Source organism: Streptomyces sp. NPDC043853 (genome assembly GCF_056436025.1).
The window spans coordinates 233,333-255,799 of record NZ_JBWKDJ010000008.1; the positions used below are offsets into that span (position 1 = coordinate 233,333).

Genomic DNA, 22,467 nt, shown 5'->3' on the forward strand with positions numbered 1-22,467 from the left:
GGTCACGCGGCACCTCCGGCCAGCGCGTCGGGGTCGGTCGGTTCCGCGGCCGCGGCGTTCTCCGCCTCGGCCGCGGCGGCAGCGGCGGCGGCGGCCGCTTCGGCCTCCGCCTTCTCGACCGCCTTGCGGGCGGCCGCGAGCTCCTTGGGCTCCTCGGCGGCCGGGTCGAGGGCGGGCGGGGCCGGAACGGTCCACATCCACTCGCGCAGCTTGTCGCGCTCGTGGGTGAGTTCGCGGATATCCGTCTCCGCGTACTCGAACTCCGGCGACCAGAAGAGGGCGTCGAAGGGGCACACCTCGATGCAGATACCGCAGTACATGCAGAGGGAGAAGTCGATGGCGAAACGGTCCAGGACGTTGCGGCTGCGCTCGCGGCCGCCGGGCGTGGCGGCCGGGATCGTCTCCTTGTGGGAGTCGATGTAGATGCACCAGTCCGGGCACTCACGGGCGCAGAGCATGCAGACCGTGCAGTTCTCCTCGAACAGGCCGATGACCCCGCGGGTGCGCGGCGGGAGTTCGGGCTGCACCTCGGGGTACTGCGCGGTGTGCGAGCGCTTCGTCATCGTGCGCAGGGTGACGGCCAGGCCCTTGGCGAGACCGGATCCGGGGATGGGCATTACGGGATCGCCACCTTCACGATGCCGGTGAGCGCGATCTGGGCGAGCGCGAGCGGGATGAGAGTGGTCCAGGCGAGCCGCTGCAGCTGGTCCTCGCGCAGTCGCGGGTAGGTGACCCGCAGCCAGATGACGAGGAACGCGAGCACGGCGGTCTTCAGCAGGGTCCAGAACCAGCCGAGGCCGTCGGCGCCGAACGGGCCGTGCCAGCCACCGAGGAAGAGCACGCTGGTGAGCGCGCAGAGCACGACGATGCCGGCGTACTCGGCGAGCAGGAACAGGGCGAAGCGCAGGCCCGTGTACTCGGTGTACGCGCCGAAGATGATCTCGGAGTCGGCGACGGGCATGTCGAAGGGGGGACGCTGCAGTTCGGCGAGACCGGCGGTGAAGAACACGATCGCGCCGACGATCTGCCAGGGCAGCCACCACCACTCGAAGGCGCCGACGATCCCCGGGAGGGAGACGGTGCCGGCGGCCATCGCGACCGAGGCTGCCGCGAGGAGCATCGGGAGCTCGTAGGCGAGCAGCTGGGCGGCGGTGCGGAGACCACCGAGCAGGGAGAACTTGTTGGCGGAGGCCCAGCCGGCCATCAGGGAGCCGAGGATCCCGACGCCCATGACGGCGAGCACGAAGAACACGCCGGCGTCGATGACCTGCCCGACCGCGCCCTCGCCCGGGCCGATCGGGATGGCGATCAGGACGAGGAGGTAGGGGAGCAGCGCGACGGCGGGCGCGAGCTGGAAGATCCGCCGGTCGGCGTTGGCCGGGACGACGTCTTCCTTCTGCGCGAACTTCACGCCGTCCGCGACGAGCTGGGCCCAGCCGTGGAAGCCGCCGGCGTACATCGGGCCGAGCCGGCCCTGCATGTGCGCCATCACCTTGTGCTCCGTCTGTCCGACGACGAGCGGCAGCACGAGGAAGATCGCGAAGACGGCGATGATCCGCAGCGCGACGTCGAGCACGTCGTTCACGCGTCGCCTCCGTGGTCGGTTTCGGGTCGGGTGGTCCTGGTGGCTTCGCCACCGTCGCCGTCATCGCCTTCGCCTGCGCCATCGCCTTCGGCTACGGCGGGTCCGGCAGGCTGCTCAGCCGGTTCGGCGGGCGCGGCGGGCGCGGCGGGCGCGGCGGCGGGCTCCGCGGGGGCGGTCTGCCCGCTCGGCGCGGCGGGCGTCACCGGTTCGGCCTGCGGCGCCGCGGGCGCGGCGGGTTCGGCCGGCTCGGTCGGCGCGGCCGGTTCCGCTGCGGGTGCGGGGGTCCCGGACGGGCGTTCCGGCTCGTCGAAGGCGGGCTTCGGGTTGTGCCAGGGCGCGTCGCTGCTGCGGGGCGCCGCACGGCGAGCCGGCGGCTGCCCGGCAGGGGCCGCCGACTCCTCCGGGGCAGCGGGAGCCGGCTGGCTCGCCGAGCCGTCGGAGGCCGAGCGGCTGCGGCGCGCCGGGCGGGCCGGGCCATCCCCGACCGCAGCGTCCGACGGAGCGGCACCCTCGGTGGGAACCGCGTCGGCGGGAGCCGGCTGGCTCGCCGAGCCGTCGGAGGCCGAGCGGGTACGGCGCGCCGGGCGGGCCGGGGTTTCGGTCGGCTCGACCGCGGCGGCGGCAGTGGTTCCGGTTTCCTCGGGCGAGGCGGGCGCCGAGCCCGACTGGCTGGCCGAGCCCTCCGCGACCGAGCGGGAGCGGCGTACCGGCGCGCCCTCGCGCGGGGCGCGCGCCGGGCGGTCGCCCGCGGCGCGCGGGGTTCGGGCGGGACGGGCCGGGGCGGGCGGGAGCTGGCCCTTGAGCGGGCCCCAGTCGTTGGGGTCCGGCACGCCCGGCGGCAGCATGGTGCGCCGCTTGGGGCCGCCGGTCTCCGCGCCCTCGCCCGGCTCCTTCGCGCCGGGCCAGGCCTTGGCGACCCGGGCCGCCAGGACGAAGTCCTTCCGCAGCGGATGCCCCTCGAAGTTCTCGGGCAGCAGCAGCGGGACGAGGTGCGGGTGGTCGGTGAAGGTGACGCCGAACATCTCGTACGTCTCGCGCTCGTGCCAGGAGGCACCCGCGTACACGGCGACCGCCGAGGGCAGCTCGGGCGCGGTGTGCGGGACGGTGGTGCGCAGCAGCAGGCGGCGTACGCGGTGGCCCTCCAGGGCGACCACGTGCGCGCAGATCCGGAAGCCGGTGCCCGGCTCGTCGACGGCGCTCAGCCAGTCGAAGTAGGTGCAGCCCAGCTTGTCCCGGGCGATCTCCAGCGAGGAGATCCAGGAGCCGACGGGCACGTCGACGGTCAGGACGTCGTAGGAGAGGTCGGCGACGGCCTCCGCGCCGAAGATCTCGGGGGCGGCGTCGGGCAGGGAGTCGTACGGGTTCACGCGTCCGGCCCCTTCACGAGCGGGCTGGTCAGCTGCGCCACCGAGGCCGAGGGCCGGTCCGCGGCGTAGCGGGAGGCCAGCGACTCGCGGGCGATCTTCTCCTGCAGCTTGAGGATGCCCTGGAGCAGCGCCTCGGGCCGGGGCGGGCAGCCGGGCACGTAGACGTCGACCGGGATGATCTGGTCCACGCCCTTGGTGACCGAGTACGAGTCCCAGTAGGGGCCGCCGCAGTTGGAGCAGGCGCCGAAGGAGATCACGTACTTGGGCTCCGGCATCTGCTCGTAGAGCCGCTTGACCGCCGGGGCCATCTTGTCCGTGACCGTGCCCGAGACGATCATCAGGTCGGCCTGGCGCGGTCCGGGCGCGAACGGGATCACCCCGAGCCGGATGAAGTCGTGGCGGGCCATGGACGCGGCGATGAACTCGATCGCGCAGCAGGCCAGGCCGAAGTTGAAGACCCACAGGCTGTAGCGGCGGCCCCAGTTCAGGACCACCTTCATGGGCTCCGGTGCGAGGCGGGAGAGCACTCCCAGGCGCTTGGGCTCCGGGAGCAGCTGGGGCTCCGGTGTCACGTCCATTCGAGGACGCCCTTCTTGTACGCGTAGAGCAGGCCGACGGCCAGGAAGCCCAGGAAGATGAACATCTCGACCAGGGTGGTGGCCCCGTAGCCGGAGGCGTCGAACACCGTCGCCCACGGGAAGAGGAAGATCGAGTCGACGGCGAAGATGACGTAGAGGAACGCGTAGACGTAGTAGCGGACCTGGGTGTGCGCCCAGCCCTCGCCGACCGGGTCGACACCGCATTCGTACGTCAGCAGCTTTTCGGGCGTGGGCACGACGGGCCGCAGCAGCCGTCCCGCGCCGAAGGCCACGGCCACGAAGAGCACACCGAAAGCCGCGAGCAGGCCGACGACCGAATAACTTCGGAAGTAGTCCGCCGCGAGCACGGTTACGGTCGATACCGCCTGGTCTGGCACGTCCGTTCCTCGCTCCTCATGGCCACTGTCGACGATCTGTACCGACGGGAGTCTAGGGCCTGCCATCAGGGGGGTGGGGTTATCCCCCGTTCACTGAGACAAGGGCACCCCATGGCATCAGCTCCCTGCGGTTGACAGGCTGTGCCGCATGAGCGTCAACACTCCGGGACCGGACAACGACCGGCCCTCGCCGGTGCGCGCTGTTTTCAGCGTAGATACGTGGAAAGAGATCGGGTACGCCCTGGCGAATCTGCCCGTCACGATCATCGGTTTTGTTTACACGGTGTTCATGATCGGCACGGCCGGCGGGCTGTCCGTGACCGTGGTCGGACTGCCGCTGCTCGCGGTCGGTCTCCACCTGTCCCGCCTGACAGGACGGTTCGAACGGGGGCGGGCCCGCATATTGCTCGGCGTCCGCGTGGACGAGCCGTCGCCGCTGCCCGGACCGGGGCGGTCGGGCGGGTTCTTCGCCTGGCTGTGGGCAGCCTTCAAGGATCCGGTGGGCTGGCGGAGCGTCCTCTTCCACCTGATCCGGCTGCCCTGGGGCGTGCTGACCTTCACGGTGACGCTGATCGGACTGTTCGTGCTGTGGCCGGTGCTGCCGTGGGTGGTCCGGGGCATGGCGAACGTGGACCGGATGCTGGTCCGGGGCCTGCTCTCGCCCTCGGACGAGCTGGAGCGGCGCATCGCGGAGCTGGAGTCGGACCGGGGGGTGGTGGTCGACACCGCCGCCGCCGACCTCCGCCGCATCGAACGCGACCTCCACGACGGAGCCCAGGCCCGCCTCGTCGCCCTCGCCATGGACCTCGGCCTCGCCAAGGAAAAACTCACCGAGGACCCCGAAGCAGCCGCCCGCATGGTCGACGAAGCACACGGCGAAGTGAAGATCGCCCTCCAGGAACTCCGCGACCTCGCCCGCGGCATCCACCCCGCCGTCCTCACCGACCGCGGACTCGACGCCGCCCTCTCCGCCATCGCCTCCCGCTGCACCGTCCCCGTACGCGTCACCGTCGACCTCCCCACCCGCCCCGCCGAAGCCATCGAAGGCATCGCCTACTTCACCGTCTCCGAACTCCTCCAGAACATCAGCAAGCACGCCCGCGCCCGGCGCGCCGAGGTCGAGGTCTGGCACTCCGGGACGGGGGCCGGGGCCCGGCTGATGCTCCGGGTCTCGGACGACGGGCGGGGCGGGGCCCTGCCCGGTGGCGGGTCCGGACTGGCCGGGCTCTCGGAACGGCTGGACGCGGTGGACGGCGTCTTCGTCGTCGACTCCCCCGAGGGCGGCGGGACCACGGTGACGGCCGAGCTGCCCTGGCGCGACCGCTCCGCCACCGCCCCGGCCGCACGGAGGTAGGCCGGGGCGCACGCCCGCGGCGGCCGGGCCGGCCCGCGGGGTGGCGCGCCCCGGGGGTGGGGTTATCCCCCCGGCGAAGAGGCCTACCCGCCGCATGGTCCGGCCAGGGGGCCGGCGGCGAGGGTGGAAGCGTACGGACGACGGACAGAAACGGGGCCGGAAGATGACCAGCAGGACGACGGCGGGAGCGGACGGGCCGCCGGTGGCGGTGCAGCTTCTGCGGGCGCCCCTGGAGGGGCGGACCTGGCGCAGGTTCGGGTACCTGATGCTCGGGTTCCCGCTGAGCGTCCTCTACTTCTCCCTGGCGATCACGGGCATCAGCCTGGGGGCCGGCCTGCTGGTCACCTTCCTCGGCATCCCGGTGCTCGCCGGCGTACTGGCCATGTGCCGGGGCATCGGCCGGTTCGAGCGGGTCCGCGCCCGGGTGCTGCTCGGGCTGGACGTCGCCGACCCCGAGCCGGTGCGGGGCGCCAAGCCCGGCGTCTTCCCCTGGATCGGAGCGCTGCTGCGCAGCGGCAGCGCCTGGCGGCACACGGTGTACTCGGTCTTCCACTTCCCGTGGTCGCTCTTCGCCTTCGTCGTCACGATGGTCTTCTGGTCCATCGGCTGGACGCTGGTGACCTGCCCGCTGTGGTTCTGGGTGGTCCCCGTCTACTCCGACGAGCCGGGCCTCCCGCTCTTCCAGAACGACGACTACACCTACTACGTGGACAGCCCGGTCCGGGTGCTCGGAGCCTTCCTGCTCGGCCTGGCCTTCACCCTGGTCACGCCGTGGCTGATGCGGGCGCTGACCACCGTCGACGGACTGCTGGTCAGGGGCCTGCTCGGCCCGTCCCGGCTGGCCGGCCGGGTCACCGAGCTGGAGTCGGACCGGGGGGTGGTGGTCGACACCGCCGCCGCCGACCTCCGCCGCATCGAACGCGACCTCCACGACGGAGCCCAGGCCCGCCTCGTCGCCCTCGCCATGGACCTCGGCCTCGCCAAGGAAAAACTCACCGAAGACCCCGAAGCAGCCGCCCGCATGGTCGACGAAGCACACGGCGAAGTGAAGATCGCCCTCCAGGAACTCCGCGACCTCGCCCGCGGCATCCACCCCGCCGTCCTCACGGACCGCGGACTCGACGCCGCCCTCTCCGCCATCGCCTCCCGCTGCACCGTCCCCGTACGCGTCACCGTCGACCTCCCCACCCGCCCCGCCGAAGCCATCGAAGGCATCGCCTACTTCACCGTCTCCGAACTCCTCCAGAACATCAGCAAGCACGCCGGAGCACGCTCCGCCTCGGTGGACGTGTGGAAGTCCGGCGACCGGCTGCTGGTCCAGGTGACGGATGACGGGCGCGGCGGCGCGGCCGCCGGGGCCGGCGGCGGACTGGCCGGGCTCGGGGAGCGGCTGGACGCGGTGGACGGCGTACTGATCGTCCGCTCCCCGGTCGGCGGCGGGACCACGGCGACCGCCGAGCTGCCCTGGCGGGAGCGGGCCGCCACGACGGCCCGCCACTGACGCGCCGCGCCCGTCCCACGCCCGCTCCCGTGCCCGCTCCCCGCCCGCCCCGCCCGGCACACGGGACGGTCCACGGGACGGTCCACGGGGCGGGCACTCTTCACGATCTTCATTCGTATCGCTGAGAGGCTGACCGCGTTCCGGCCGTAAGGCTGGGATGCTTGGCTCACCATGAAGCAGTGACAAGGCGGATACGAGTGGACGCGGGGAGCGCATACGTCGTGGAAGACAGGGTGCGGGTGGTCATCGCCGAGGATTCGGTCCTGCTCCGTGAGGGCCTGACCCGGATGCTGACCGACCGGGGGCATGACGTCGTGGCCGGCGTCGGGGACGCGGAAGCCCTGCTGAAGACGGTCGCGGACCTCGCGGCCGAGCACACGGTGCCGGACGTGGTGGTGACGGACGTGCGCATGCCTCCGACCCACACCGACGAGGGGGTGCGGGCGGCCGTGCGCCTGCGTCGGGAGCACCCGGGCATAGGCGTGCTGGTGCTGTCGCAGTACGTGGAGGAGCAGTACGCCACCGAACTCCTGGCCGGTTCCACTACCGGCGTGGGGTATCTGCTGAAGGACCGCGTCGCGGAGGTCCGCGAGTTCACCGAGGCCGTGGTGCGGGTCGCCCGGGGCGGCACCGCCCTGGACCCCGAGGTGGTGGCCCAGCTGCTGGGGCGCAGCCGCAAGCAGGACGTGCTGGCCGGGCTGACCCCGCGCGAGCGCGAAGTGCTGGGGCTGATGGCCGAGGGACGCACCAATTCGGCGATCGCGAAACAGCTCGTGGTCAGCGACGGAGCGGTGGAGAAGCACGTCAGCAACATCTTCATGAAACTCGGCCTCTCGCCGAGTGACGGGGATCACCGCCGTGTACTGGCGGTCCTCACCTATCTGAATTCCTGATCAACTGACACCCTGTCAGATATAGGCGTAATTGAACCGGCCGTCTCAAAAAGCCGTCCAGAATATGAGCAGCCCGAGGAAGGACACCCTTAGCGACGTAGGGTTGGCCTTGGGGATGCCATGCCTCGAAGGAGGTCCAGTTCAGTGACCAGCCAGGTCAGTAGCACAGCCGAGCAGACCGACGGGGCCGAAGAGGCTGTTGTCGGCGAACAGCGCACGCCCGCGAGCTCGGACGCCAAGGAAGTTCGCCGCCTCGACCGTGTGATCATTCGTTTTGCGGGTGACTCGGGTGACGGAATGCAGCTCACCGGTGACCGCTTCACCTCGGAGACGGCGTCGTTCGGGAACGACCTGTCCACGCTGCCGAACTTCCCCGCCGAGATCCGGGCGCCCGCCGGCACGCTGCCGGGCGTGTCGTCCTTCCAGCTGCATTTCGCCGATCATGACATCCTCACTCCGGGTGACGCCCCGAACGTGCTGGTGGCGATGAATCCGGCGGCCCTGAAGGCCAACATCGGAGATGTCCCGCGGGGCGCGGAGATCATCATCAACACCGATGAGTTCACCAAGCGGCCGATGGCGAAGGTCGGCTATGAGACCTCGCCGCTGGAAGACGGATCCCTGGACGCGTTCAACGTGCATCCGGTACCGCTCACCACGCTGACGGTGGAGGCCCTGAAGGATTTCGGGCTTTCCCGCAAGGAGGCCGAGCGCAGCAAGAACATGTTCGCGCTGGGACTGCTGTCGTGGATGTATCACCGCCCCACGGAGGGCACGGAGAAATTCCTCCGGCAGAAGTTCGCGAAGAAGCCGGATATCGCGGCGGCGAACGTGGCGGCGTTCCGGGCGGGCTGGAATTTCGGCGAGACCACCGAGGACTTCGCGGTCTCCTACGAGGTGGCACCGGCCACGAAGGCGTTCGAGCCGGGCACCTACCGGAACATCTCCGGGAACCTGGCCCTGTCCTACGGCCTGGTCGCGGCCTCCCGGCAGGCCGACCTGCCGCTCTACCTGGGCTCCTACCCCATCACCCCGGCCTCGGACATCCTGCACGAGCTGTCCCGGCACAAGAACTTCGGCGTGCGGACCTTCCAGGCCGAGGACGAGATCGCCGGCATCGGCGCGGCCCTGGGCGCGGCCTTCGGCGGCTCTCTGGCGGTGACCACCACCTCCGGTCCCGGTGTGGCCCTGAAGTCCGAGACGATCGGCCTGGCGGTCTCCCTGGAGCTGCCGCTGCTGATCGTGGACATCCAGCGCGGCGGCCCCTCCACCGGCCTGCCCACCAAGACCGAGCAGGCCGACCTCCTGCAGGCCATGTACGGGCGCAACGGCGAGGCCCCGGTCCCGGTCGTGGCCCCCCGCACCCCGGCGGACTGCTTCGACGCCGCCCTGGACGCGGCCCGGATCGCCCTGACCTACCGCACCCCGGTGTTCCTGCTCTCCGACGGCTACCTGGCCAACGGCTCCGAGCCCTGGCGGATCCCGGACCTGGAGGAGCTCCCGGACCTGCGGGTGCAGTTCGCCTCCGGGCCCAACCACACGCTGGCCGACGGCACCGAGGTGTTCTGGCCCTACAAGCGCGACCCCCAGACCCTGGCCCGCCCCTGGGCCGTGCCGGGCACCCCGGGCCTGGAACACCGGATCGGCGGCATCGAGAAGCAGGACGGCACCGGCAACATCTCCTACGACCCCGCCAACCACGACTTCATGGTCCGCACCCGGCAGGCCAAGATCGACGGCATCGAGGTCCCCGACCTCCTCGTCGACGACCCCGACGACGCCCGCACACTCGTCCTGGGCTGGGGCTCCACCTACGGCCCGATCACCGCAGCCGTCCGCCGGCTCCGCATCACCGGCGCCCCCATCGCGCAGGCCCACCTGCGCCACCTCAACCCCTTCCCGCGGAATCTGGGGGAGGTCCTGAAGCGTTACGACAAGGTAGTGGTGCCGGAGATGAACCTCGGGCAGCTGGCCACCCTGATCCGGGCGAAGTACTTGGTCGACGCCCAGTCGTACAACCAGGTCAACGGAATGCCCTTCAAGGCGGAGCAGCTCGCGACGGTTCTCAAGGAGGCCATCAATGACTGAGACGGCGGCGGCACCTGCCGGTCACTCCCTGCTCTCGCTGGTCCCCAAGGCCGAGGCCAAGCAGTCCATGAAGGACTTCAAGTCGGACCAGGAGGTCCGATGGTGCCCCGGTTGCGGTGACTACGCCGTGCTGGCCGCGGTGCAGGGCTTCATGCCCGAGCTCGGCCTGGCCCGGGAGAACATCGTGTTCGTCTCCGGCATCGGCTGCTCCTCCCGCTTCCCGTACTACATGAACACCTACGGGATGCACTCCATCCACGGACGCGCCCCGGCCATCGCCACCGGCCTGGCCTCCTCCCGCCGCGACCTCTCCGTCTGGGTGGTCACCGGCGACGGCGACGCCCTCTCCATCGGCGGAAACCACCTCATCCACGCCCTCCGCCGCAATGTGAACCTCAAGATCCTCCTGTTCAACAACCGGATCTACGGACTCACCAAGGGCCAGTACTCCCCCACCTCCGAGGTCGGGAAGATCACCAAGTCCACCCCCATGGGCTCCCTGGACGCCCCGTTCAACCCGGTCTCGCTGGCCCTGGGCGCGGAGGCCTCCTTCGTGGCCCGCACGGTCGACTCCGACCGCAAGCACCTCACCGAGGTCCTGCGGCAGGCCGCCGACCACCCCGGCACCGCCCTGGTGGAGATCTACCAGAACTGCAACATCTTCAACGACGGCGCCTTCGAGGTCCTCAAGGACCAGGACCAGGCCCTGGAAGCCGTCATCCGCCTGGAACACGGCAAGCCCATCCGGTTCGGCGCCGACGGCCACAAGGGCGTCGTCCGCCACCCGGCCACCGGCGACCTCGAAGTCGTCGCGGTCACCCCCGAGAACGAGGCGCGGATCCTGGTCCACGACGCCCACAGCGCGTCCCCGACCACCGCCTTCGCCCTCTCCCGGCTCGCCGACCCCGACACCCTGCACCAGACCCCCATCGGCGTCTTCCGCAGCGTCGAGCGGCCCGTCTACGACACCCAGATGTCCGACCAGCTCGACCAGGCCATCGAGCAGAACGGCAAGGGCGACCTCGGCCGCCTCCTCGCCGGCAACGACACCTGGACCGTCGTCGGCTGACCCGCCCGGAACGGCCCCACGGGCCCGGAGCTCCGCTGAGCTCCGGGCCCGTTCTGCTGCCCGCGGCCACCCGGCGGGGCCCGCAGGGCCCGCCCCACCGTCTACCATGTGGGATGTCATGACTGTCACTGTCTACGGACATGACATATAACGCCGCCGGCGCTACGGTCGAGAAGTTGGCTTGAAGTAGCGGTGGAGGGCCCGTGAAGGCACAGAACGAACAGCGCACGGGTCTGCTCTACGGATTCGCCGCCTACGGCATGTGGGGACTCGTGCCCCTCTTCTGGCCCCTGCTCAAGCCTGCCGAGGCCCTGGAGATCCTGGCCCACCGGATGGTCTGGTCCCTGGCCGTGGTGGCCCTGCTGCTCTGCGCGCTGCGCCGCTGGAGCTGGATACCGGAGCTCCTCCGGCAGCCCCGCAAGCTGGCCCTGACCGCGCTCGCCGCCACCGTGATCACGGTGAACTGGGGCGTCTACATCTGGGCCGTCAACGCCGGGCACGTGGTCGAGGCCAGCCTCGGCTACTTCATCAACCCCCTGGTCAGCATCGGCATCGGGGTCCTGGTGCTCGGTGAGCGGCTGCGTCCGGCCCAGTGGGCGGCGGTCGGCATCGCCCTCACCGCCGTGCTGGTCCTGGCCTTCGGGTACGGGCGCCCGCCGTGGATCTCGCTGATCCTGGCCTTCTCCTTCGGCACCTACGGGCTGATCAAGAAGAAGATCAACCTCGGTGGGGTGGAGTCGCTGGCCGCCGAGACCGCCGTGCAGTTCCTGCCCGCCCTGGGCTATCTGCTGTGGCTCTCCGGCCAGGGTGGGCTGGCCTTCGGGCAGCACGGTGCCGGACACGGCGGCCTGCTCGTCGCCACCGGCCTGGTCACCGCGCTGCCGCTGGTCTGCTTCGGTGCCGCCGCCATCCGGGTGCCGCTGTCCACCCTCGGACTGCTGCAGTACATGGCGCCGGTGTTCCAGTTCGCCCTGGGCGTCCTCTACTTCCACGAGGCCATGCCGCCCGAGCGCTGGGCCGGCTTCGCTCTGGTGTGGGCCGCACTGGCCCTGCTCACCTGGGACGCGCTGCGCGCCGCCCGGCGCAGCCGGGCCGCCCTGGCCGCCGCGCAAGAGGTCCCGCAGGAGGCCCCACAGGCACCCGCCGCAGACACGGCGGCACCCGCGCGCGAGCCGGCGTAACACCGCCCCCTCCGCCACTCGGTCCCCCGTACGCACCATGCGTACGGGGGACCGTCCGTTCAGCGAACCATGCTGACCGGATTACGCTCTTGACGCACTGTCATATCCTCACTGACCATCGGGCTCGCACAGACGCTCTATCCCCGCACGTTCCGTTCCATCCCCGTTCGGAATCACGGAGCCCCCACATGAGTCTGTCCGTTTCGCGGCGCCCTGCCGTCTTCGCCGCCGTCGCCGCCCTCGCGGTCGGCGGGCTGGTCGCCGCAACCGCGCCCTCCGCCCTGGCCGCACCGGCGGCCGCCACCGCCACCGCCGCACCGACCCCGCCGGACATACCGCTGGCCAACGTCAAGGCGCATCTGACGCAGTTCTCGACCATCGCCGCGAACAACGGCGGCAACCGGGCCCACGGGCGGACCGGCTACAAGGCGTCGATCGACTACGTGAAGGCCAAGCTCGACGCGGCCGGCTTCACCACCAGCCTGCAGACCTTCACGTACAGCGGCGCCACCGGCTACAACCTGATCGCCGACTGGCCGGGCGGCGACCCCGACTCGATCCTGATGGCCGGGTCGCACCTGGACTCGGTCACCTCGGGCGCCGGGATCAACGACAACGGCTCGGGCTCGGCGGCGACCCTGGAGGTCGCGCTCGCCGTCTCCCGCGCCCAGCTCCAGCCCACCAAGCACCTGCGCTTCGGCTGGTGGGGCGCCGAGGAACTCGGCCTGGTCGGCTCGAAGAACTACGTGAACAGCCTGTCCGCCGCCGAGCGGGCGAAGTTCGCGGGCTACCTGAACTTCGACATGATCGGTTCGCCGAACCCGGGCTACTTCGTCTACGACGACGACCCGACCATCGAGCAGACCTTCAAGAACTACTTCGCGGGCATCGGCGTCCCGACCGAGATCGAGACCGAGGGCGACGGGCGTTCCGACCACGCCTCGTTCAAGAACGTCGGCATCCCGGTCGGAGGCCTGTTCACCGGCGCCGGCAACACCAAGACCTCGGCCCAGGCGCAGAAGTGGGGCGGCACCGCCGGCCAGTCCTTCGACCGCTGCTACCACTCCTCCTGCGACACCACGGCGAACATCAACGACACCGCCCTGGACCGCAACAGCGACGCCGCCGCCTACGCGATCTGGAACCTGGGCGCCGCCACCCCGGTCCCGCCCGGCCCGTCCTTCGAGAACACCGCCGACGTGAACGTCCCCGACTACCCGGCCGCCGCGGTGAACTCGCCGATCACGGCCTCGGGTGTCGCGGGCAACGCCCCGGCCACCACCAAGGTGGACGTGAACATCGTCCACACCTACCGCGGTGACCTGGTGGTCGACCTGATCGCCCCCGACGGCACCGTCTACAACCTGCACAACCGCAGCGGCGGCAGCGCCGACAACCTCGTCCAGTCGTACACCGTCAACGCCTCCAGTGAGGTCGCGAACGGGGTCTGGAACCTCCGGGTGAAGGACCTGGCCGCGCAGGACGTCGGCTACATCAACAGCTGGAAGATCACTTTCTGATCCCGGTGCCGCCGTCCTCGGAGCCGTCGCCGTGCAGGACCGGCGGCGGCTCCTGGATCTGGGCGCGCAGTTCCTCGGCGACCGCGGCGACGTCCGCCCGGCCCTTCTTGGCGGCCTCCACCAGATCCCCCAGCACTTCCGGCGACGGCAGCTGTCTGGCACCGGCCACCCGCAGGTACGAGCGGGTGGCCGCGGCCGCGTAGAACTCGTTCATCGGGGATTCGAGGGCGGGGCACACCGCCAGGGTGTGCAGGAAAGCGGCGGCCCGCCAGGCGGTGTCGGGGGCCGGCTGCTCGGGCACGAGCACCAGGTCGTTCTGGTGCCGGGCCACGGCGGCGGCGACCCCGGACGGGTCCCAGACGGCGGGGTCGGAGGGGAGATGATGGGCCAGGGCGGTCCAGGCCCACTCCATGGTGATCTTCAATGGCCGAACCGCTCCTGGAAGTAGCCCCAGTGATCGGCGAACTCCTCGATGCCGGACAGGAACTTCTTCCGGTCCTCGTCCAGTTCGCGTTCGGTGACCTCGGTGATCATCGCGGTGACCGTCGTACCCAGCGCCGCCGCCCGCGCCTTGAGGCGGTCGTGGAACTCCTCGTCCAGGCGGATGGTGACGTGTCTCGACATGCCGTTCACCGTACAGCGGGCGCGCTGTACGCAGAAAGGGAACGGCCGAAGGGTGGCCGGGGACACAGGTCCCGGGCCACCCTCGTCGCGCAGGCGGGGCCGCCTGCCGCCTACTTGTCGGCGTTGGCCGTCTTCACCAGCTGGTCCGCCGTGACCGCGCCGACGTAGACCTTGCCGTCGTCCGTGATCAAGGCGTTGACCAGGCGGGTCGAGAAGACCCGGCCCTCACCGAACTTGCCGGAGACCTTGTCCCCGAGGGAGTCCATGAACTGCTTGGCCTCCTTCGGCGCGTTCTTGTCGTTCTCCAGCTCCTTGAGACCCTGGCCGGCACCGGAGTCGATGCGGGCCACCGTGGCCCAGCCCTCGCCCAGCTCCTTCACATCGCCCGGGCCGCCGGCTCCGCCGGTCAGTCCACCGAAACCCGGGAGGGACTCCAGGGCCTTGAACTCCTTGCCCCCGTCCTTGCCGTGCTCGCCCTCACCCTCGGTCACCTTGGCGCCCTTGGGCGGGGTGAACTCGAAGGCGGAGGCGGCCGGCTTGGCGAACTCGACCTGGGTGAAGCCCGCGTCGACGATCGGCTTGCCACCCTTGCTCGACAGCAGCTGGACGCGCAGCGGCACGCCGTTCTTCGCGTCGACCGCTATCCGGACCGAACCGACCGTGGAACCGGACTGCTTGGGCGTGAGCACCAGCTGGTAGGCGTTCCGCCCGGCCACCTGCGCGGTGTCGCCGACGGTCACCGTGGTGGTGGGGCCGGCGGCCTTCAGGGCCTCCTCGGCCAGCTGCTTGGGCGTGGCGGGCATCCGCTCGGCGGTCTTGTGCCGCTTGCCGGCCTCCCCCGGCGCCCCGGCCTCCTCCGACTTCTCGTGGAAGACCTCGTTGGACTTGCTGTCGTAGCCCCAGACGTCCTTGCCGTTGTGGACGAGGGTGTACTCGTCCTTCCCGTCCAGGAAGGTCAGCTTCTGACGGTCGGGGCCGTCCGCCGCCACCTTGAAGGTGTGGGTGCCGGCGGCCAGCTGCGCCAGCTTGTCCTCCGGGTTCGCCGAGCCGCCCGCGATCCCGCCGGCGCCGCCGACACCGCCGAGCAGGCCGCCGGCCAGCTTCGGCAGGCCGAGGTCCGTGGTGATCTTCGCCGTGCCGGACAGCTGCTCCACCTCGGAGGCGGCGATCTTCTCGATCAGCTCCTGCGCCGTGATCTTCGGCAGGTCGGGGCCGCCGGCGTTGGCGAAGGCCGGGACGAGTGCGACCGTCGCGCCCACCACGCCGAGCACCACGGCGGGTACGGCGTACCGAGCGGCCTTGCGGGAAGTCTTCACGTTCGCTGCCATGTCAGATCCTGCCCTCTGTCCCGATCCGGTGCGGTTGATGGCTCCATCTGACCAAACCGGACACGGGGTGCGCGTCAACCCCCGGAGCCAACTCCGCGTACGACCCCGGTATGACATGGCAAGGCCCCTCCTCCCCCATCCCGTAGGGGTTCGGAAGGGCCGTTTCCCGCAGCGGGTGCCGACCGCCCGCGCGCACTACCCCGCGCGCACTACCCCGGGCGTACTACCCCGCGCGGTGGACCACCGCGTCGCACAGTTCCTCCAGCGCCGACTTGGCGAAGCAGTCGGGCAGCGGGGCCAGGGTGGCCCTGGCCTCCTCGGCGTAGCGCACGGTGTCGCGGCGGGCCTGTTCCAGCGCCGGGTGCACCCGGAGCCGGGCCAGCACCTCGGCGTGCCGGGCGTCGTCGGTGAGGTCGCCGTCGAGGAGCTGGACGAGGTCCAGGTCCTCCTCGCGGCCGTCCCGCGCGGCCATCTCGCGCAGCCGCAGCACCGGCAGCGTCGGGATGCCCTCGCGCAGGTCGGTGCCGGGGGTCTTGCCCGACTCGTGGGTGTCGGAGGCGATGTCCAGCACGTCGTCGGCCAGCTGGAAGGCGGTGCCGAGGCGTTCGCCGTACTGCGTGAGGATGTCGACGGCCGCCTCGTCGGCGCCGGCCATCAGCGCGCCGAAGCGGCAGGAGACGGCGACCAGCGAGCCGGTCTTGCCGGACATGACCTCCAGGTAGTGCTCGACGGGGTCCCGGCCGTCCCGCGGGCCCGCGGTCTCCAGGATCTGTCCGGTGACCAGCCGCTCGAAGGCCTCGGCCTGGATGCGGACGGCCTCCGGGCCGAGGTCGGCCAGGATGTGCGAGGCGCGGGCGAAGAGGAAGTCACCCGTCAGGACGGCCACCGAGTTCCCCCAGCGGGCGTTGGCGCTGGGCACCCCGCGGCGCACGTCCGCCTCGTCCATGACGTCGTCGTGGTAGAGGGTCGCCAGGTGGGTGAGCTCCACGACCACGGCGGAGGGCACGATCCCGGGTGCGTACGGGTCCCCGAATCGGGCGGCCAGCATCACCAGCAGCGGACGGAAGCGCTTGCCCCCGGCCTTCACCAGGTGCTGGGCGGCTTCGGTGATGAAGGGGACCTCGCTCTTGGTGGCCTCCAGCAGACCCGCCTCGACGGCGGCCAGTCCGGCCTGGACATCGGTCTCAAGAGCCTGGTCCCGCACGCGCAGTCCGAACGGCCCGACGACGGTCACGAGGGGTACTCCTGTCTGCTGACGACCACGGTGACGATCACCTGGATTGTCGATGTGTCGCTGCCTTCACTCAAGCCAGCGTATCCCGTCCATTTTCGATCACCGTGAGCGCCCGCCGGTCCAGGCGGTCCCGCCTTCCGTACACCACCCCATGCACCCCGGTATGTTCTCTGTGTGTCGATTGGTGTGGAGAGTGCGTTTTGCCCATGAGCCGGCCCGTGGCCCGTACGACGATCCGCACCTCCTTCCCCCATGAGACGCGCCACGAGGACGTCCGGATCCCGATGCGGGACGGGGTGCGGCTGTACGCGCGGATCTGGCGGCCCGTCACCGACGCGCCGGTACCGGCCCTGCTGGAGTACCTCCCGTACCGGCTCACCGACTGGACCGCGCCGCGCGACGCGCAGCGCCACCCCTGGTACGCCGGGCACGGCTACGCCTCCGTACGGGTCGACGTACGCGGCCACGGCAACAGCGGCGGCCGGCCCGGCGACGAGTACGACGCGCGGGAGCTGGCCGACGGGGCCGAGGTCGTCGAATGGCTGGCGGCGCAGCCCTGGTGCACGGGCTCCGTCGGCATGTTCGGCGTCTCCTGGGGCGGCTCCAACTCGCTGCAGGTCGCCGCGCTCGCGCCCGAGCCGCTGAAGGCCGTGGTCGCGGTCTGTGCGAGCGACGACCGCTACGACAACGACGCGCACTACATGGGCGGCTCGGTGCTCGGCTCGGAGATGCACGCCCGGGGCGCGGCCATGCTGGCCCTCTCGGCGCGTCCGCCGGACCCGCGGTACGCGGGCGAGGGCTGGCGGGACCTGTGGCTGTCCCGGCTGGAGGCGGTGGAGCCGCTGCTCCACACCTGGCTCTCCCACCAGACCCGGGACGACTACTGGAGGCACGGCAGCGTCTGCGAGGACCCCGGGGCGATCGGCGCGGCCGTGCTCGCGGTCGGCGGCTGGCACGACCCGTACCGGGACGCGGTGCTGCGGCTGGTGGCCGCGCTGCCCGCGGACCGGGTGCGGGGGGTGATCGGGCCCTGGCCGCACCAGTACCCGGACCGCGGGCTGCCGCCGGGGCCGGCGATCGGCTTCCTGCAGGAGACCCTGCGATGGTGGGACCACTGGCTGAAGGGGGCCGACAACGGGGTGATGGCGGAGCCGCTGCTCCGCTCCTGGATCAGCGGCTCGCACCCGCCGCGCACCTCGTACGAGGAGCTGCCGGGGCGCTGGGCCGCCGACCCCGGGTGGCCCTCGCCGAACGTGGAACCCGTCGCGTACGCCCTCCAGGGCGCGCTGGTGCCGGTCCGCTCGCCGCAGCACACGGGACTGGACGCGGGGCGGTTCTGCCCGTTCGGCAACGAGGCCGACCTGCCGCCGGACCAGCGGGAAGAGGACGCGAAGTCGGCGTGCTTCGAGTTCCCGGTGCCGGGAGCGCCGGGAGCGCCCGGAGTTCCCGGCGGCTCCGCGGTGGAGGTGCTGGGCCGGGCCTCGGTGACGGTCCGGCTCCGGATGGACGTCCCGTACGGCCAGATCGTCGCGCGGCTGTGCGACGTCGCGCCGGACGGGGCGTCGACGCTGGTCACCAGGGGAGCGCTCAACCTGTCGGCGCGGTCGGGGCGGGACCGGGCGGTGCCGTGGCCGGTGGGCGCCTGGGAGACGGTCACGTTCGAGCTCAACGCCATCGGGCACGCGTTCCCGCCGGGGCACCGGATCCGGCTGGCGCTTTCCTCGGCGTACTGGCCGTGGATCTGGCCGCGGGCCGGCTCGGAGGCGGGGTGGACGGTGGATCCGGCCGGCAGCGAGCTGGTCCTTCCGGTGCGGAGCGCGTCGCCGGCGGACGCGGAGGTGTCCTTCGAGGGGCCGGAGCAGGCGGAACCGCTGGGCGTCTCGGTGCCGGTGACGCTGGACGAGCCGCGGCCGGAGCGGCTGGTCGTACGGGACGTCGCGCGCGGGCTGTGGCGGCTGGAGGTTGACCCGCGGTACGACGGCCCGCGGGTGTACCCGGACGGCCTGGAGGCCGGCGAGGAGGTGCTGGAGGTCTACGAGATCCAGGACGCGGACCCGCTGTCGGCGCGGGCGCGCTCGGACTGGCGGGTCCGGCTGCACCGGCCGGAGGACGGCTGGGACGTCCGCGTGGAGACGCACTCGGAGACGTCCTGCGACGAGGGGGGCTTCGTCACCTCGAACGAGCTGGTCTGCCGTGAGGGGGACGAGGTGGTCTTCCACCGGACGTGGCAGCGCCGCCTTCCGCGTGCCGCGGGCTAGGCGCCCCCGTCCCCGCGCCAGGGCTGCCGCCCCGCACCCCGCGGGGCGTGTGCCCGGGGGGCGCCCGGGGGGCTGCCCGGGGCGGCTGCCCGGGGGGCCGGTCCGTTGCGGGGGGGCGGTCCGCTGCGCGGGGCCATTCCCCTCCCCGCCCCTTCCCGAAACTGGGGACTCCGTCCCCAGCCCCCTCCCGGGGCTCCGCCCCGGCCCCCGTTCGGGTACCCGGGCTCCGCCCGGGACCCGTTCTCGGTGCCCGCGGCCCCGCCTACGCGCAGCCCACGTCCCTCGGGCACGCGGGGGCGAAGCCCAAGGGGCGGGGAGGGGGAAGGGGTCGGGCAGTGGGCCCGGCGGGGCGAGCCGTCAGGCGTAGAGGCGTTCCAGGACGACCGCGATGCCGTCCTCGTCGCAGGAGAGGGTGACCTCGTCCGCGACCGCCTTCAGTTCCCGGTGGGAGTTGGCCATGGCCACGCCGTGCGCCGCCCAGGCGAACATCGGGATGTCGTTCGGCATGTCGCCGAAGGCGATCGTTCCGGCGGCCGGGACGTCCAGTTCCGCCGCCGCCAGGGCCAGGCCGGTCGCCTTGGAGACGCCCGGCGGCTGGAGCTCCACCGTGTGCTCGCCCGCCATCGTCACGTTGACCATGTGACCGACCACCGCCCGCGCGATGCGGGTCAGTTCGTCGTCGTCCAGTTCGGGGTGCTGGAGCAGCACCTTGTTGATGGGGGCGGACCAGAGGTCGGCCCGGCGGCCCACCCGGACCGTCGCCAGGTGGGGGTGCGGCATCCGGTAGCCCGGCTCCGTCAGCATCGCCGCGTCCAGGCCGGCCCCGTCGACCGCGGCGTAGACCTCCCCGATCTCCGCCTCGATCTTGCCCAGGGCGACCTCGGCCAGCTCCCGGTCCATCTCGACGGAGTGAAGCATTCGGCCGCGCGCCGCGTCATACACCTGCGCGCCCTGACCGCACACCGCGAGCCCCGCATATCCGAGTCCGTCCAGGACATGCCGTACCTGGGGGACCGGGCGCCCCGTGACCACGATGTGCCCGGCGCCGGCGGCGCGCGCCAGCGCGAGCGCGGCCCGCGAGCGGGGTGAGACGGTGTCCCCGGCACGCAGCAGGGTTCCGTCCAGGTCGGTCGCGATCAGGGCGTACGGGGCGGCGTGCGGCCCGGCGTAAGCGGGGACCTGCGGAGAGGCGTGCGAAGAGGCGCGGAAGGCGTGCGAAGAGGCGTGTGGGAGGGCGCTTGTCACGGCGCCAAGGATAGGACCTCCTCGGACAAGTCCTACAAATAGCGCCCGAATCCGCCCTCCCGCAGCCCCCACCGGCCACGTAACGTGTCAACCCTCACTGTGTCACCCGGGACACCCCCGGACCGCGTGGAAAGCGAGGCAGCACCCCATGCCCCAGCAGAGCCCCCTCGACGTCCCCGAGGGCGATCCGTTCGGCCCGCACAACCTCCCGTACGGGGTGTTCAGCACCGCCGGGGAGCCGGAGCGGCGCCGCATCGGTGTGCGGATCGGCGGGCACGTCCTCGACGCGGGCGCGGCCGCCCTCGCGCTCGGTTCCCCGTACGCCGCGCTGCTCGGGCACTCCTCCCTCAACCCGCTGCTGGCCGCCGGCCGCACCGCCTGGCACGACGTGCGCCGCGCGCTGACCGCCTGGGTCACCGACCCCGGCCACCGCCCCACCGTCGAGCCCCACCTGCTGCCGCTCGACGCGGTGACCCTGCACCTGCCGTACGAGGTCGCCGACTACGTCGACTTCTACGCCAGCGAGCACCACGCCACCAACGTCGGGAAGATGTTCCGGCCGGACGGCGACGCCCTCACCCCCAACTGGAAGCACCTGCCCATCGGTTACCACGGCCGGTCCGGCACCATCGTGGTCTCCGGCACCGATGTCGTACGGCCGTCCGGTCAGCGCAAGGCGCCCGCCGACCCGGCGCCCGTCTTCGGCCCGAGCGTCAAGCTCGACATCGAGGCCGAGGTCGGCTTCGTCGTCGGCACTCCCTCCGAGCAGGGCCGGCCGGTCTCCGTCGGCGAGTTCCGCGAGCACGTCTTCGGGCTGTTCCTGCTCAACGACTGGTCCGCCCGGGACATCCAGGCCTGGGAGTACGTGCCGCTCGGCCCGTTCCTCGGCAAGTCCTTCGCCACCTCGGTGTCCGCCTGGGTCACCCCGCTGGAGGCCCTGGACGCCGCCCGGGTCGCGCCGCCCGCCCGGGACTTCCCGCTGCTCCCCTACCTCGACGACGCGGACGCCGACGAGCAGGGCGGCTTCGACCTGCGCATCACCGTGTCCGTCAACGGGCAGGAGGTGGCGCACCCGCCGTTCGACACCATGTACTGGACCGCCGCCCAGCAGCTCGCCCACATGACCGTCAACGGCGCCTCGCTGCGCACCGGCGACGTCTTCGGCTCCGGCACCGTCAGCGGCCCGGAGACGAACCAGCGCGGTTCGCTGCTGGAGCTGACCTGGAACGGCCGCGACGCCATCGAGCTCGCCGAGGGCAAGCGGACCTTCCTGGAGGACGGCGACACCGTCACCCTCACCGCCTGGGCCCCGGGCCCGGACGGCACCAAGGTCGGCCTCGGCGAGGTCACCGGCCGCATCGTGGGCACCCGCTAGTCCACACCCCGTGACGGCCTCGCGGGAGGGGTGGCGGATCCCGCCGCCCCGCCCGCACGGCACCGGGCCCGTACGCCCGCCCGGTCGTGGGCGTGGTCCGGCCCGGCCGCGGGCCCGTTCGGGCGGGTGGGGTCATCCGTCCGGACCGTTCGCGTGGCGGGGCGGGAGGCGGCGACCGCATGCTGCTCGGACAGCCGGATGTCCCCGCCGTGCAGGAGGCCCCGCCATGCTCGTGTCCGCCCGCACCGCGGCCCTCGCCGCCGCGGCCGTGGCCCTGTCCCTCGCCCCGGCCGTCGCTCCGGCAGTCACCCCGGCCGCGCGGGCCGTGGAGGGTCCCGCCCCCGACCCGCTCGACGCGCAGGCGATGCGCGACATGGCCACGGCCATCGCGGTCACCGCCAGGTACGTGGACGAGGACCAGGCGCTCAAGGACGGCTACGTCCGCCACGGCGAGTGCCTGCTCAACCCGTTCGGCCCCGGCGCGATGGGCTACCACTACGTCAAGGACGACTACTGGGGGTCGACCGACCCGAGCAAGCCGACCGCGCTCGTCTACAGCCCGGAGACGGACCGGAACGGCAAGCACCGGCTCTACGCCGTGGAGTGGATGGTCTCCGACAAGGACCAGGACCTGACCACCACCGAGGACCGCCCGTCGATGTTCGGCCTGCCCTTCGACGGACCCATGCCGGGCCACTGGGCGGGCATGCCCAGGCACTACGACCTGCACATGTGGGCGTACAAGGACAACCCGTCGGGCCGCTTCCACAACTGGAACCCCGCCGTCACCTGCCCCGGCGCCAAGCCCGGCACCACCCCGTCCACCCCCGCCCCCACCCCCGCACATCAGCACCCGTAGGAGCCGGAGG

Annotated in this window: 20 protein-coding genes; 10 read left to right on the forward strand and 10 right to left on the reverse strand. The window is 71.9% G+C overall.

Features of this window, described 5'->3' with window-relative positions; genetic code table 11:
- Nucleotides 1–2: 2 nt before the first annotated feature.
- Genes AC067U_RS22445 through AC067U_RS22465 form a run of 5 tightly spaced genes read right to left on the reverse strand, consistent with a single transcriptional unit; the run spans nt 3 to nt 3,994 of the window.
- A complete protein-coding gene (locus AC067U_RS22445) occupies nt 3–617 on the reverse strand; it encodes a NuoI/complex I 23 kDa subunit family protein (RefSeq protein ID WP_478831502.1) in 615 nt (204 codons plus the stop codon).
- Complete coding sequence (locus AC067U_RS22450; protein ID WP_478831503.1) at nt 617–1,585, reverse strand: complex I subunit 1/NuoH family protein; 969 nt, start codon at nt 1,583–1,585, stop codon at nt 617–619. Before AC067U_RS22450 ends, AC067U_RS22445 begins: the two co-directional genes overlap by 1 nt.
- Nucleotides 1,582–2,952, reverse strand: a complete 1,371-nt coding sequence (locus AC067U_RS22455) for an NADH-quinone oxidoreductase subunit C (RefSeq protein ID WP_478831504.1) — start codon at nt 2,950–2,952, stop codon at nt 1,582–1,584. The genes AC067U_RS22450 and AC067U_RS22455 overlap by 4 nt, the downstream gene beginning before the upstream one ends.
- The gene (locus tag AC067U_RS22460) at nt 2,949–3,530 is read right to left on the reverse strand and encodes an NADH-quinone oxidoreductase subunit B (protein WP_478831505.1); all 582 of its coding nucleotides are present in this window, start codon (nt 3,528–3,530) and stop codon (nt 2,949–2,951) included. Before AC067U_RS22460 ends, AC067U_RS22455 begins: the two co-directional genes overlap by 4 nt.
- A complete protein-coding gene (locus AC067U_RS22465; protein ID WP_478831506.1) occupies nt 3,521–3,994 on the reverse strand; it encodes an NADH-quinone oxidoreductase subunit A in 474 nt (157 codons plus the stop codon). The genes AC067U_RS22460 and AC067U_RS22465 overlap by 10 nt, the downstream gene beginning before the upstream one ends.
- 82 nt (nt 3,995–4,076) lie before the next feature.
- Between AC067U_RS22465 and AC067U_RS22470 the strand changes: the two genes are divergently transcribed.
- From AC067U_RS22470 to AC067U_RS22500, 7 genes are all read left to right on the forward strand, one after another.
- Nucleotides 4,077–5,282, forward strand: coding sequence for a sensor histidine kinase (locus tag AC067U_RS22470; RefSeq protein ID WP_478831507.1), 1,206 nt, complete (start codon nt 4,077–4,079; stop codon nt 5,280–5,282).
- Nucleotides 5,283–5,445: 163 nt separating this feature from the next.
- A complete protein-coding gene (locus AC067U_RS22475) occupies nt 5,446–6,783 on the forward strand; it encodes a sensor histidine kinase (protein ID WP_478831508.1) in 1,338 nt (445 codons plus the stop codon).
- A gap of 233 nt (nt 6,784–7,016) precedes the next feature.
- Complete coding sequence (locus AC067U_RS22480) at nt 7,017–7,676, forward strand: LuxR C-terminal-related transcriptional regulator (protein ID WP_478831644.1); 660 nt, start codon at nt 7,017–7,019, stop codon at nt 7,674–7,676.
- A gap of 144 nt (nt 7,677–7,820) precedes the next feature.
- Nucleotides 7,821–9,764 (forward strand): 2-oxoacid:acceptor oxidoreductase subunit alpha, encoded by a 1,944-nt coding sequence (locus AC067U_RS22485; RefSeq protein WP_478831509.1) that lies wholly within the window; start codon nt 7,821–7,823, stop codon nt 9,762–9,764.
- Nucleotides 9,757–10,833, forward strand: a complete 1,077-nt coding sequence (locus AC067U_RS22490) for a 2-oxoacid:ferredoxin oxidoreductase subunit beta (protein WP_478831510.1) — start codon at nt 9,757–9,759, stop codon at nt 10,831–10,833. The genes AC067U_RS22485 and AC067U_RS22490 overlap by 8 nt, the downstream gene beginning before the upstream one ends.
- Nucleotides 10,834–11,036: 203 nt before the next feature.
- Nucleotides 11,037–12,014 carry an EamA family transporter RarD gene (gene rarD, locus AC067U_RS22495; RefSeq protein ID WP_478831511.1) on the forward strand — a complete coding sequence of 326 codons (978 nt, stop codon included), beginning with the start codon at nt 11,037–11,039 and terminating at the stop codon, nt 12,012–12,014.
- 188 nt (nt 12,015–12,202) lie between these two features.
- Nucleotides 12,203–13,534: a M28 family metallopeptidase gene (locus AC067U_RS22500; RefSeq protein ID WP_478831512.1), complete on the forward strand. Its 1,332-nt coding sequence runs from the start codon at nt 12,203–12,205 to the stop codon at nt 13,532–13,534.
- Here the strand turns inward: AC067U_RS22500 and AC067U_RS22505 are convergent.
- The 4 genes from AC067U_RS22505 to AC067U_RS22520 all read right to left on the reverse strand — a co-directional run bounded on the left by AC067U_RS22505 (nt 13,524) and on the right by AC067U_RS22520 (nt 16,720).
- Nucleotides 13,524–13,958: a hypothetical protein gene (locus AC067U_RS22505; protein ID WP_478831513.1), complete on the reverse strand. Its 435-nt coding sequence runs from the start codon at nt 13,956–13,958 to the stop codon at nt 13,524–13,526. The genes AC067U_RS22500 and AC067U_RS22505 overlap by 11 nt on opposite strands.
- Nucleotides 13,955–14,158 (reverse strand): hypothetical protein, encoded by a 204-nt coding sequence (locus AC067U_RS22510; RefSeq protein ID WP_478831514.1) that lies wholly within the window; start codon nt 14,156–14,158, stop codon nt 13,955–13,957. Before AC067U_RS22510 ends, AC067U_RS22505 begins: the two co-directional genes overlap by 4 nt.
- Before the next feature lie 110 nt (nt 14,159–14,268).
- On the reverse strand, nt 14,269–15,486 hold the full coding sequence (locus tag AC067U_RS22515; RefSeq protein WP_478831515.1) for a LolA family protein: 1,218 nt from the start codon (nt 15,484–15,486) through the stop codon (nt 14,269–14,271).
- A gap of 223 nt (nt 15,487–15,709) precedes the next feature.
- Nucleotides 15,710–16,720 carry a polyprenyl synthetase family protein gene (locus AC067U_RS22520; protein ID WP_478831516.1) on the reverse strand — a complete coding sequence of 337 codons (1,011 nt, stop codon included), beginning with the start codon at nt 16,718–16,720 and terminating at the stop codon, nt 15,710–15,712.
- A 206-nt stretch (nt 16,721–16,926) separates the two neighbouring features.
- Here AC067U_RS22520 and AC067U_RS22525 point away from each other — a divergent pair, with 206 nt between their 5' ends.
- The gene (locus tag AC067U_RS22525) at nt 16,927–18,978 is read left to right on the forward strand and encodes a CocE/NonD family hydrolase (RefSeq protein ID WP_478831517.1); all 2,052 of its coding nucleotides are present in this window, start codon (nt 16,927–16,929) and stop codon (nt 18,976–18,978) included.
- 357 nt (nt 18,979–19,335) lie between these two features.
- Here AC067U_RS22525 and AC067U_RS22530 read toward each other — a convergent pair whose 3' ends face one another.
- Nucleotides 19,336–20,118 carry an HAD family hydrolase gene (locus tag AC067U_RS22530; RefSeq protein ID WP_478831645.1) on the reverse strand — a complete coding sequence of 261 codons (783 nt, stop codon included), beginning with the start codon at nt 20,116–20,118 and terminating at the stop codon, nt 19,336–19,338.
- Between the two features lie 253 nt (nt 20,119–20,371).
- On the opposite strand from AC067U_RS22530, the gene fahA reads away from it, so the two are divergent.
- Both fahA and AC067U_RS22540 read left to right on the forward strand, forming a co-directional pair.
- Nucleotides 20,372–21,598, forward strand: a complete 1,227-nt coding sequence (gene fahA, locus AC067U_RS22535) for a fumarylacetoacetase (protein WP_478831518.1) — start codon at nt 20,372–20,374, stop codon at nt 21,596–21,598.
- A 226-nt stretch (nt 21,599–21,824) separates the two neighbouring features.
- Nucleotides 21,825–22,457, forward strand: coding sequence for a hypothetical protein (locus AC067U_RS22540; RefSeq protein ID WP_478831519.1), 633 nt, complete (start codon nt 21,825–21,827; stop codon nt 22,455–22,457).
- Nucleotides 22,458–22,467: the final 10 nt, after the last annotated feature.